This window comes from Streptomyces sp. NPDC107498 (genome assembly GCF_055582805.1).
In genome coordinates this window covers 1-11,187 of sequence record NZ_JBVJPE010000011.1, presented here as the reverse complement: position 1 = coordinate 11,187, position 11,187 = coordinate 1, and the positions used below count along the sequence as shown (strand labels likewise).

At 72.0% G+C, this 11,187-nt stretch carries 8 protein-coding genes and 5 pseudogenes; 7 read left to right on the top strand and 6 right to left on the bottom strand.

Annotation, left to right across the window (positions count from 1 at the left end):
- Positions 1-285 precede the first annotated feature (285 nt).
- Entirely contained in the window at positions 286-477 is a 192-nt protein-coding gene (locus tag ACZ66Z_RS20185; protein WP_469935763.1) for a hypothetical protein, read from the bottom strand.
- Between ACZ66Z_RS20185 and ACZ66Z_RS20180 the strand changes: the two genes are divergently transcribed.
- The gene (locus ACZ66Z_RS20180; protein ID WP_469935761.1) at positions 476-925 is read left to right on the top strand and encodes a hypothetical protein; all 450 of its coding nucleotides are present in this window, start codon (positions 476-478) and stop codon (positions 923-925) included. The two genes, ACZ66Z_RS20185 and ACZ66Z_RS20180, sit on opposite strands and share 2 nt — an antisense overlap.
- Before the next feature lie 94 nt (positions 926-1,019).
- Here the strand turns inward: ACZ66Z_RS20180 and ACZ66Z_RS20175 are convergent.
- Positions 1,020-1,235 (bottom strand): annotated as a pseudogene (locus tag ACZ66Z_RS20175) (IS5/IS1182 family transposase); the annotation flags it as partial.
- A gap of 35 nt (positions 1,236-1,270) precedes the next feature.
- Here ACZ66Z_RS20175 and ACZ66Z_RS20170 point away from each other — a divergent pair.
- Positions 1,271-2,017 carry a hypothetical protein gene (locus tag ACZ66Z_RS20170; RefSeq protein WP_469936230.1) on the top strand — a complete coding sequence of 249 codons (747 nt, stop codon included), beginning with the start codon at positions 1,271-1,273 and terminating at the stop codon, positions 2,015-2,017.
- Here the strand turns inward: ACZ66Z_RS20170 and ACZ66Z_RS20165 are convergent.
- A pseudogene (locus ACZ66Z_RS20165) lies at positions 1,969-2,184 on the bottom strand (hypothetical protein); the annotation flags it as partial. The gene ACZ66Z_RS20170 and the pseudogene ACZ66Z_RS20165 overlap by 49 nt on opposite strands.
- A gap of 68 nt (positions 2,185-2,252) precedes the next feature.
- Here ACZ66Z_RS20165 and ACZ66Z_RS20160 point away from each other — a divergent pair.
- Positions 2,253-2,606 (top strand): annotated as a pseudogene (locus ACZ66Z_RS20160) (DUF6193 family natural product biosynthesis protein); the annotation flags it as partial.
- 150 nt (positions 2,607-2,756) lie between these two features.
- Here the strand turns inward: ACZ66Z_RS20160 and ACZ66Z_RS20155 are convergent.
- Positions 2,757-4,364, bottom strand: a complete 1,608-nt coding sequence (locus tag ACZ66Z_RS20155; RefSeq protein ID WP_469935759.1) for a S8 family peptidase — start codon at positions 4,362-4,364, stop codon at positions 2,757-2,759.
- A gap of 647 nt (positions 4,365-5,011) precedes the next feature.
- Here ACZ66Z_RS20155 and ACZ66Z_RS20150 point away from each other — a divergent pair.
- Together ACZ66Z_RS20150 and ACZ66Z_RS20145 are read left to right on the top strand one after the other, a co-directional pair.
- Complete coding sequence (locus tag ACZ66Z_RS20150) at positions 5,012-7,912, top strand: ATP-binding protein (protein WP_469935757.1); 2,901 nt, start codon at positions 5,012-5,014, stop codon at positions 7,910-7,912.
- A 211-nt stretch (positions 7,913-8,123) separates the two neighbouring features.
- Positions 8,124-8,729, top strand: a complete 606-nt coding sequence (locus tag ACZ66Z_RS20145) for a GOLPH3/VPS74 family protein (protein ID WP_469935755.1) — start codon at positions 8,124-8,126, stop codon at positions 8,727-8,729.
- A gap of 89 nt (positions 8,730-8,818) precedes the next feature.
- Here the strand turns inward: ACZ66Z_RS20145 and ACZ66Z_RS20140 are convergent.
- Positions 8,819-8,982, bottom strand: a pseudogene (locus tag ACZ66Z_RS20140) (IS5/IS1182 family transposase); the annotation flags it as partial.
- Between the two features lie 362 nt (positions 8,983-9,344).
- Between ACZ66Z_RS20140 and ACZ66Z_RS20135 the strand changes: the two are divergent.
- A pseudogene (locus tag ACZ66Z_RS20135) lies at positions 9,345-9,602 on the top strand (C40 family peptidase); the annotation flags it as partial.
- Between the two features lie 98 nt (positions 9,603-9,700).
- On the opposite strand, the gene ACZ66Z_RS20130 reads toward ACZ66Z_RS20135, so the two are convergent.
- Entirely contained in the window at positions 9,701-10,426 is a 726-nt protein-coding gene (locus tag ACZ66Z_RS20130) for a DUF4232 domain-containing protein (RefSeq protein WP_469935753.1), read from the bottom strand.
- 449 nt (positions 10,427-10,875) lie between these two features.
- Here ACZ66Z_RS20130 and ACZ66Z_RS20125 point away from each other — a divergent pair, with 449 nt between their 5' ends.
- The gene (locus ACZ66Z_RS20125) at positions 10,876-11,163 is read left to right on the top strand and encodes a hypothetical protein (RefSeq protein WP_469935751.1); all 288 of its coding nucleotides are present in this window, start codon (positions 10,876-10,878) and stop codon (positions 11,161-11,163) included.
- The last annotated feature ends 24 nt before the right edge of the window (positions 11,164-11,187 follow it).

Genomic DNA, 11,187 nt, shown 5'->3' with positions numbered 1-11,187 from the left:
GCGGCGGACGTGCCAGGAGGCATCATCCGAAACGACGAGAACTGAACCGATCGAGGCCGGCAGCGGCACGTTCTGTGGGGCGGGTTCGATGCCGCCGGATCGGCCTTGGGGCACCCGTCCGGGATCCGTTGCGTCCTTCCGCGAGAAGCCGTTGGCTGCGTTCAGGACGGCACGGAGTGCACGCCCTACCACGCCCGGGTCGAGTTCGCGGCGCCCATGGGGGACCCCTGGACCGCACAGGAGGTCCACTTCTCGGCGAAGGGACAGGACGGGAAAAGCGTAGGCTCAGGGGCTGTCCGATGGGTCGTGTGAGCTGATCAGGGCCGTGGCATAGGCGCGGATGAGCTTCTCCGGAGGCGCCGTCGTCTGGCTCGCCGACACGGGGAGCTCGTCGTCAATCCGCACGTCCTCGCCTGCGTCGGCCGGTTGAGGAATTTGGTTGCGGTGGATCAGGCGGATGCGGTCATACTCCGGCATGAGTAGAGACGCCGAGGTCATCGTGCTCGCCCGCTGGTCGGACGAGGTGATGGAACCGCTGACCCAGGACGACCCGGAACGCACGTGGCGAGGTCGCTTCGTCCCGATAGCGGGGCAGTGGGGCTACGAGTTCGGATGGGCCCTGGAGCTCGACAAAGTGCACCACCGCAAGGGCCTGCTCAGGCACCTGGAATCGCTGCCGTGGCCGCATCCGCACACGGTGCAGGTTCTGCTTCGCGACCAGGACGACGACTGCTTCGGGCTATGGATGTTCCAGGAGGGCCGGCTGGTGGAAGTCACCATTCCGGGCACCGAGCGTTTCCACCGGCCGGCACCGCCCAATGAGGACTTCGAACCCGACCCGGGCATGCTGCTGCGCACCGACCAGAACACGGCTCTGCCCGAGCAGACCCCAGAAGCGCGCCGCGACACCCGTTCACCCTGGTAGACCGAGCTCGACAGCTCATCTGGGACGTCAGGGCTGTCGACGAGCGCGTACTCAGCGAACTGCGCCACTGTCAAGGAATTCTCAACGGGGCGTTTCACTGCGGGCGGACCCATAGGCGGATCGCGGCCACGGTGACCGTCCCGTGGAAGACGTACGCCCGTTCGTCGAAGCGCGTGGCGACGGTGCGGAAGTTCTTGAGCCGGATGATGGTCCGCTCGACTTCGTTGCGGCGGCGGTGGATCGTCTTGCCGAAGCCCGTGGGCCGGCCCCCTTGGCCGCCGCGGCGCCGGTGGTCGGGCGGTTCGGTTCGGATCCTGCGAGGCTTGTCATACTTCCCGAGTGGAGATGCAAGCCGAGGAGGCAGCGCGGCGTTGGCTGGCTGATCAGGGCGTCCGTCAGATGCGTGACGGGTGGGTGAGTGACGAGAAGCCGGACACGTTGCTCACCGCCAACCAGGTGGCGCACTCCTGGGCTGGCGATGTGTTCGCCGAGGACCTGGATGCGGCAGATCAGGTGCGCTTGGCTTTCGGGCTGCTGGACCTCCTCGACGACTACTGGGTCACGTGCGAGATCCGGTTCGCGAACGAGGGCGCGGAAGGCCCTTTGCCGGCCGGCGTGCTGTGGGACGGCTACCGTCGGCGGCTGGAGGCGGACCGGGACGCCGAGGCCGTCACCTACTCGCTGTGGGCGGACTGGTTCGAGGACCACGTCACTTCCGCGACGGCCTTCGCCGAGGTTCTCGGTAACGACATCGACCGGGTGGTGGCCGAGCAGACGGAGGCCCTGCTCCGCCGCGCCCGTCGGGTTCTGGAGTGCTCGGGCCCGGTCCGCTGGCCGGTGAAGGAGCCGGCGTACCGCGTCGCCGTGCGGCTTCCCGCTCTGCGCCCGGCTCTCTTCCGCGGTCTTCTGACGAGCTTCCACGACGTCTACGGCGACCTGGAACCGGCCGCCGCACTGGCCCTCCTCGCCCAGCTGGATCTCCCCGCGAACACCCGGCACCTTGCCGCACTGCGCCACGTGCTCGTCGCGGGGCACACGAATCACTACCGCAGTCCGGGTGCTTGGGACGATGCGGTTCGCTCCTGCTCCTGAGTCGTTGGCCTGGCAGACCGAAGAAAGATGCCGGCGACGTGGAGTCCGGCCAGGTAGATGGTCGCGGTTTTCTCGTAACGGGTGGCGATGCCCCGCCACTGCTTCAGGCGGTTGATGCAGCGCTCGACGGTGTTGCGCTGCTTGTACGCGTTCGCATCGGGGCGGAGAGCCGCTGGTTCGGTGTCTCCGGCTGGAGTTTCGGAGTCGAACTCATCACCGGAGCCACGCCGACCTGGTGGATGTCGTCAGGGCCGGAGCGGCATGGGGGCAGGGCAGGAGCCTGCGGGAGCTGCGGGTGGAGCTGTCGTTTCTGCGCTCCAGCGAGCGCGCCGAAGCTCGCGAACGCGGGCCGGCCGCGGTGGTGGAGCTGCAGTGGCGCATGATGCAGGAGCAGGCGGCCGAGGAACCGGATTTCACAGGGTTCGGCGAACTCGTGCAAGCGGCTCATGCTGAACCACGGCTGCGACAGCTCTCCGTGTTCTCCAGCCACTGGACGCTCGACTTCAGCTCCTGCACTGGATACCCGTTCCGCGATGAGGTGGCCATCGTCCCGTCACACAGGGGCAGCCCATTCCGTGTGAAGAGGCATCCGCTCTCCGATTCCCACCTGACGGCAGTGGGCCGCATCGCCCGGCGACGATCCAGGGACGCGGCACGACGGCCCCGTTCCCGGCGGAGTCCGCCGGGAACGGGGCCGTCCCCTGGGTCGGGGACCCGTGTCACGCGGGAGGCCGCCGGATCAGAACTGGAGCGACCAGGCGTTGATGTAGCCGGTGTCGTTGGTCCAGTTGTCGGTGGCGCGGAGCTTCCAGGTGCCGTTGGCGGACTCACCGGAGGCGTTGACGGTGAAGGTGCCCTGGATGTCGTCGGCGCTGTCGTTGGAGTTGTAGTCCTTGAGGAGGAAGGCGGTGCCGTCGGGGGCGAGCAGCTCCAGCCTCACGTCGCCGCGGTAGGTGTGGCGGACGTCGACGGTGACGGCGAGGTTCGAGGGGGCGTTGCCGGTGACTCCGGTGACCGCGAGGGGGGAGTCGACGGTGGCGTTGTCGCGGATCTGGTAGTCGTCGGTGTTCTCGAACTTCTTGCCGGTGGGCGGCGGGGTGGTGCCGCCGGCGCCGGTGTAGAGGAGCTTGTTGGGCGAGCCGGTGCGGGCGTCGGTCACCTTGTCGGGCGTGGCGTCCGCGACCAGCCTGTCGCGGACCTGGGCCGGGGTCCAGGTCGGGTTCGCGGCGAGCAGCAGGGCGGCCGCGCCCGCGACGTGGGGGGAGGCCATGGAGGTGCCGCTCATCGTCTGGGAGACGGTGTCACCGGAGTTGGACGTGGAGACGATGCTGTCCCCGGGGGCGAAGATATCCAGGCAGGCGCCGTAGTTGGAGCCCTGCCCGTTGGACCAGCCGGAGGCCCGGGCGTCGCGGCTGTTGGTGGCGCCGACCGTGATGGCCGACGGCGTGGAGGACGGGGAGTAGGAGCACGAGTCGGCGTTGTTGTTGCCGGCCGCGACGACCCAGGTGACACCGGAGGCTATGGAGGCCGCGACGGCGTCGTTCACCGACTGGGTCTTTCCGCCGCCGATGCTCATGTTGGCCACGGCGGGCTTGACCGCGTTCTTGGTGACCCAGTCGATGCCCGCGAGGACCGGGGCCCAGGTGTCGCCCGAGGTGCCCTGGCAGTTCAGCACGCGGACGCCGATGAGCTTGACGCCCTTGGCAACGCCGTAGGAGCTGCCTCCGACGGTGCCCGCGACGTGGGTGCCGTGCCCCTGGCAGTCGGAGGCGTTGGAGTCGTTGTCGACGAAGTCGTAGCCGCTGACCGCGCGGCTGCCGAAGTCGCGGTGGGTCATCCGGATGCCGGTGTCCACGATGTACGCGTTCACGTTGGAGGCGGTGGTCGCGTAGGTGTAGCTCGAGTCCACGGGAAGGCTGCGCTGGTCCACGCGGTCCAGGCCCCAGGAGGGCGGCGAGGGCTGGGTGTCGACCGCGTACGCCACGCCGTCGGCCTCCACGCGGGCCACGGTGGGCTCGGCGGCCAGCTCCTGGGCCTCGCTCTCCGTCATGCGGACGGCGAAGCCGCGCAGGGCGGTGGTGTAGGTGTAGCGCAGGCTGCCCGCGTGACGCTTGGCCAGGGCCCGGGCGGAGGCGGGCACGTCGGCCGAGGAGACCGAGCCCTTGAAGGTGACGATGTAGGAGCCGTCGACCGCTCCCGGCCGATCCGCGCCGACGATGCGGTTCTCCCCGCCGCTCGGCGGTGTCGGCGCGGCCGTGGCCGCGGCGGTCGCGGAGACCACGGCGAGCAAGGCGGCACTGGTACTGATGGCGAGCAGGCGCCGGAGGGCGCGAGCGTCGAACTCCATGACTGCTTCCTTCGTGGGAGGTGTCCGGACCGGGGTCGAGGTCCGGAGGGCGGCATCCGTCCCGCCGGTGGCTCCGGGCGCACTCCGTCAGGGGTGGGAGAGCGCGCCCGGAGGATGGCCGCCGGCCGGCCGAGACGGTGGTCCGGGTGAGGACCGTGACGATCCGTCGGCCGAAGGCGGTCGTACGGGCGCCACTGGTGACGGCGCCGGAACGGCGGGACGGGGTGACGTGGCGTACGGAGCGGGCTCCGCGACGCACGGATCCGGCCACGCCGTACGGCTGCGTGGGGTGCTGCCTCCCCGTGCCTCCAGCGGTTGGGGACCGTGGTGGACGGGGACGGCGCGACCGGACCGCCCAGAGCTTCGGTCACCCGGGAGGAGGCCAGCAATGCGTAGCGCTACCCAAAGAGTGGGGACGGGACGTCGCTGCCCGGCGCCCGGCGGAGACCGTGCCGGGCCGACGGAATTCCGTGGGTAGTCGCCCCCTATTGCGACGGCGGCCCCGCTGCCGGTAGACCACCTGCGGGTGGACCCACCTGCCCGGCGGACACCGCGGCCACGCCCGCGACGCGTGGCGTCCGGTCCCCGAAGGACCTCCACGACGTTCGACGGAGCCACCGGGTGGGTGGCCGATGAAAGGCGGAGCCGTGGAGAGACGTCCCTTCGATGCGCCACACGGCGAAGTGCCCTCCGACGGGGCCGGGTTCGTCGGCCGGTACGAGGAAGCACGGCGGCTCCGGGCGGCCCTGCGCGCGGGGCGCGGTGTCGTCGTCGTGCGCGGGGAGGCCGGGGTCGGGACGGCACGGCTCGTGGACGAGGTGCTCGGCGGGGCGGAGTTCGCGGAGTGGACGCAGCTGCGCGGGACGTGCCCGGACGACGCGGAACCGCCGCCCCTCGAGGCCGTCGCCTCGGCCTTGGCCCAACTCCCGTACCGTCCCGGCCTGGCCGACCTGCTGCCGCCGGTCACCGGAGTCGTGGGACTCGTCGTGCCCGAACTGGCCGACCGCCTGCCGGATCCGCCCGCGTCGGCCTCGGACCCGGAGGCATGCCGAGGACTGCTGCCCCGCGCGGTGGCGACCCTGCTCGCCTCGCTCGGCGACACCGTGCTGGTCCTGGAGGAGGTCCACCTCGCCGACCCCGCGACGCTCCGGCTGCTCGACCGGCTGACGGACGACCCGCCCGCCGGGCTGCGGCTGGTCGTGACCGAGGACGCCGCCCCCGGGCTGCCGGTCCTCGGCGTCCGTACCTCGGCAGCGGGGCGATGCGAGGAGATCCGCGTACGGCCCTGGACACCGGAGGAGACGGAGCAGTGCGTCCGCCGGTGGGCGGCGGGGCACCCGCGGGTGCGGCCGGAGGAGCTGCCGGAGCTCGCGGCACTCGTGCACGAACTGTCCGGCGGACTGCCCGGAGCCGCCGGCGCCCTCCTCGATGACGCCGGGGAGCTGCTCTCGGCCGGCGCGGAGGACGGCACGGCTGGGCCCGCGGTGCTCGCCGCCGTACGGGAGGCGGAGGTGCCGAGGCGGGTGGCCCGGGAGTTCGCCCGGCGGTGCGCGCCGCTGGGGGAGGAGGCCCGGCGGATCGTCGAGGCGACCGCGGTCCTCGGCCGACCGGCCCCCGTCGGTGTCCTCGCCGAGGTGGCGGAGTGTCCGCCCGGGGCGGCCGAAGCGGCGGTCGACGCGTGCGTCCGACGGTCCGTGCTGCGCGCCGAGGGGGCATCGCTGTCCTTCCGGCACCCGCTGGACCGCCGGGCTGCGCTGGCGCGGATCCCGGGGCCCCGGGCGGCGCGGCTCGGTCTGCGCGCGGCCCGCGTCCTCCACCGCGCGGGTGACGGACCGGTGCCGCTCGTCGACCTCGCCCGGCTGTACACGGCCGCCGGACACGTCCGCGAGGGCCTGCGCTGCCTGGTGGTGGCCGCCGACCGGGCGGCGGCCACCGGCGACTACGCCACCGCCACCCGCCTGTACACCCGGGCCGTCGTCGAGGACCCCCAGGCCGAGGGCCGGGTGCGCACCGCCGCGAAACTGGCCCGCACCGCCCAACTGGCGCGGGCCGGCGAGCAGGTGGTCGCCGCCGTGCGCACCGTCCTCGACGAGGACGACCCGCCGCCCCGGCTGCGCGGCGAGATCCGGCTGCACCTCAGCGTGGTCCTGCGCAACCAGACCGGCGGAGCGCTGGACAGCCTCGAAGAGGTCGCCCGCGCCATCCCCGACCTGGAGGCGTCCGATCCGCAGACCGCCGCACGGGCCATGGCGGTCGCCGCCATCCCCTCCATCCAGGGCTGGCCCGTCGACCGGCACCGGCACTGGCTGGACCGAGGCGAGACGCTCACGGAGCTGGTCACCGACCCGGTCGCCCGGGCCGCCATCGCCGCCAACCGGGCCACCGCCCTGATGCTCGTCGGCGATCCGCGCGCCTGGCACGCGGCGGAGGCGCTGCGCGGGCCGGCCGGATCCGCCATGGAGGCCGCGCACCACGCCCGGGGCTGGACCAACCTGGCGCACGCGGCCAGCGCGCTCGGGCACGGCACGCGGGCGCGGGACTTCCTCGACCGGGCCGTCGCCGGTCTCGCCGACAGCAGCAGCCCGTACCTGGAAGGACTCGTCGGCACCGCCCGACTGGTCCTCGCCTGGCACGGCGGCCGCTGGGACGGTCTGCACGTCGCCGCCGACCGCACCACCCGGCTCTACCAGGAGATACCCGACCTGACCGCCGAGGCGATGCTGGTGCGCGGACTGACCTCGCTCCACGTGCTCGGCGACGTCCCCCGGGCCCGCCACGACCTCGCCGAGGCCGCCCGCACCGCCTGCTACGACACCGGCTTCATCCTCACGTCCTCGGCCGCCGCCACCGCCCGCGTCCACCTGGAGGCGGGCCGCCCCGGGCAGGCGTGCGAGGCCGTGGAGGACGTGCTGCGCCGGATCGAACGGACCCGGGGCTGGATGTGGGGGAGCGAAGTCCTGCCCGTCGCGGTGGAGGCCCTCCACGGCAGCGGCCGCACGACGCGGGCCCGGCGGCTCGTCGCCGACTTCGCCGAGGGGTCCGCGGACGCCGACGCGCCTGCCGCCCGCGCGGCGCTCACCGTGTGCCGCGCGCTGCTCGCGGAGGCCGCGGGCCGCCCCGACGACGCCGTCGCCCTGCTGACGGACGCGGAGGAGCGGTGGCACCTGCTCGACCGCCCGCTCGATGCCGCCCGCGCCGCGGAGGCCCGCGGGCGGTGTCTGCTCGACCTGCACGGAGAGGCCGCGGCCCAGGGGGTCCAGGACGTCGTCGAGGTCTACCGGCACCTGGGCGCCCGCTGGGACGTCGCCCGCTGCCAACGGCTGCTGCGCCGCCACGCCATCGTCACCACCCACCGCCGGGGCCGCCTCGGCTACGGCGACCGGCTGTCCCCGCGCGAGGAGGAGGTGGCCCGACTCGTCGTCCAGGGCCGCGCCAACCGGGACATCGCCGAGAGCCTCGTGCTGTCCACCCGCACCGTGGAGCACCACGTGGCCCGCATCATGCGGAAGCAGCACGCCGCGTCGAGGGGCGACATCGCCCTGCCGTGAGGGAGGAGGCCGCCTCGGACCGGGGCACCTTCGCGACCGTGCCGTTTCCTGTCCTCCTGCCCGGTCGTTGATCGCGATTCGGCGGAGTCTGTGACGGGAGCGACCGGACGGGACGATACTGGCAAGGGCAGCGTGTCCGGTCCGCGACGGCCTCCACGGCCGGGAGGCGGGCGGGGCGCGTCTTCGTCGATGTCTGCGAGGGGAGCCGTTCATGACCACGGCGAGAGACCTGTTCATCATCGCGATGGACTCCGGGCAGGAGCACGCCGTCGGACAGGGGGACCTGTCGCTCGCGCTCGCGGGCGCCGAGCTGATCGACCTGCTCGGCGCCGGAGGCCTCACCCTGGAGGCCGACGTCCTCGTGCCGGGTGTGGCGCCCGCCTCCGACGACCGGCTCCTCGGCGAGGCGGGGGCGCGGATCGTCCGGCAGACGCCGTACGAGAGCGTCGAGGACTGGCTGTGGCGTCGGGGCACGGACCTCGCGGCCACGTACCAGACCGCGCTGGAGGCGGACGGTGAGCTGACCCCGAAGGCCGCGGGCCGCCTGTCGTTCGGCGCGCGACGCGTGGAGGCGGTCGACACGCCGGCCCGTCACGGGGCCGTCGAGCGCTGGGAGCGGCGGGAACCCGTCCTGACGGCCCTCGCCTCGGTCGTGGGCATCGGCGCCGAACCGTCCGACGAGGAGCCGGGGTTCGACGACGACGCGGTCACGGCTGTGGTCGCCGCCGTGCACGACGCGGTGATGGAACTGGAGGCCGTTCGCCAGCGGCGCACCATCGAGAACGCGGCCTTCGCGAACCTCTGGCGCGGGCCGTGACGCGGGTGGGCCATGGCCGAAGCGCACGAGGCGGCGGACGCCGTACGGGCGGTTGGCTTTGTCGATGAGAACGGGTTCTGGCACAACTTGGTGCAGCCTGACGTCGCCACGAAGATGATCGCGGCCAAAGCCTCACGGTCACCGGCCCGGCGTCGGCCCCGCCCTGCGGGCGCTTCACCTCAGTCGGCGGCACCACCCGCCGAAAAAGCACCCACAACTCCTCCGGCACCAAATGCTCAACCAGACTCGTCAAGCACGGCTCAACGAACGATCACGCCAAAGGAAACGACGCCTAAGACAGGCCAACGTCGCGTGAACGCTGCGGCTACTCATCTGGAGGAGCAGCGACGGCGGCCGACGCGGTGCGCCCGCGCAGAAGGTCCAGCGGTCCGCCTTCCCCGACGCGTACGCCAAGCACGAGCCCCTCGCGACCGCCCTCCAGCAGGCCATCGCCCCCACACTCGGCGCCGCTCCCGCCGACCCGATGCCGCAACGGCCCGGCCTCGGCGGCTTCGGCCCGGGAGGGTGCGCCGGACAGGGCGGCGGCAACATGGACTTCGGGGAGATCCCCCCGGCACGCTGCCAGAGGGCTACCAGACCCCGGTCACCGCGCGGATGCAGGTGAAGACCGCGGTCCGCCGGGCCCTCGGACAGCTCGGCACCCCGTACCAGTGGGGCGGCAGCTGCACCAACCCCCACGCCCCCAACCCTTCCGGGCGCTGCGGCTGCTCCTCCCTGACCCAGCGCGCGTACGGAGCAGTCGGCAAGAAGACCACCCGCACCACCTACACGCAGATCCACGACGGCAGAGGTGTCACCACCAGTCAGGTGCAGCCGGGAGAGCTGTTGTTCTCCCGTGGTACCGCGGCCGCTCCCGAGCATGTGTCCATGGCGATCGGGTACGGCTATGGAGTCCACGCGCCGCGGCCGGGCCGGGTCGTCGAGGGGTCAGGGGGGAGGCGGAGGCGGGGTCAGCCGGCCGGTGAGTCGCTGACCTTGCCCACCGGGCTGATCTCCAGCTTCCCGTTGTTCTTGCCGTCGGTGACGGGGAGCGTGCCCGCCGGCCACTTCAGGGTGACGTGCTTGGTCTCGTTCGGGGGCGTCACCACGATGTCGGTCAGCTGCACGCCAGAGCCGCCGCTGTTGTTGACCGGGAACGTGATGTTGAAGGCGGCGGTCTCGCCCTCCTTGAGGGTCTGCGGCAGGGCCTGCTCGCCGTTGCGGTCCACGGAGAAGGTGTCGCCCTGGGACGTCTTCAGGTCGACACCCGCGAAGCCGTTGATGCGGCAGTTGCTGCCGCCGCTGTTCTTGAAGGAGACGGTGACGACGCCTTCCGTCTTGTCCGTGGTGTTGTCGGTGGCGGCGACCTCGAGCGCGTCGGTGCGGCAGATGTCGACCTTGCCGTCCCTGTTGTCACCGGTGCTGGTGTCGGCGCCCTGGTCGCTCCCGCCGGTGCTGGCGTTGGCGCCCTGGTCACTCCCGCCGGTGCTGGTGTTGGCGCTCTGGTCCGCCCCGCCGGTGCTGGCGTTCGCTCCCTGGTCGCTCCCGCCGGTGCCAGTTCCGCCCGCCTTGTCCGCCGACGCGGTGGGGCTGGCCTGCGTGCTGTCCGACGCGTTGTCGTCGCCGTTGCAGGCGGTGAGCGAGAGTGCGGCCACGAGGCCGATGGCGGCGGCGACGGTCTTGCGGGTGTGCAGCATGATTCCCCCGGGATGCGGTGCGGTCTGGGTGATGCCGTGGTGCGTAACTATTTGTACCGCGCAGTTAGTTACGAACCGTCAGCGATCATGTCCGCGTTCAGTCACAGATGGGACCGCGCCCCGGCGACGAGGGCATTTCATCCGTGCTGCCGTCGGCCTCACCCGCTTCGACAAGGCCGACCGGGTCCTGGACAGGCAGACGCGCCTGCCCGGCTGCCCAGTGGCGTCCAGCATTTCTTCCCGACTCCCCAGCTCCTTCCCGCCCTGGTCCGGCGGCTTCCGGCCCGCACCCGCCGACCAGGGCCTGTCCGGGAGATCTCCGTAACGCGGTCGACGGGCCTGGCCACCTCAATCCGGGAGGTCGAGCAGAGCCCGACGCCAGGCAGTGGCGTTGTCCGCCCCCGTCGCTATCGTTCGCGCGTTCACGATCATCAGGGAGGGATGGCTCGATGGGTGCCAGCGGATGGGACTACGTCACCAGGTACGACGGCGATGTAGAGGTGGCCTTGGCGACACTGCAGGCCAGGGTGTTCCAGGAGGAATACGGCAGTGATGCCCGATACCGAAGTCTGGAGGACCTCTACGAGGACGAGGAGTTCATGGAGACCGAGGGCACCCATACGATCCTCGACATCGACAGGGTTGTTGCCACGGATGACCCGCCGTCTAGGCCGTTTCCTTCGGATCATCTCGCCGACCAGATGAAGATGGCGGCGATGTGGAGTCCGGCGAGGTAGATGGTGGCGGTCTTGTCGTAGCGG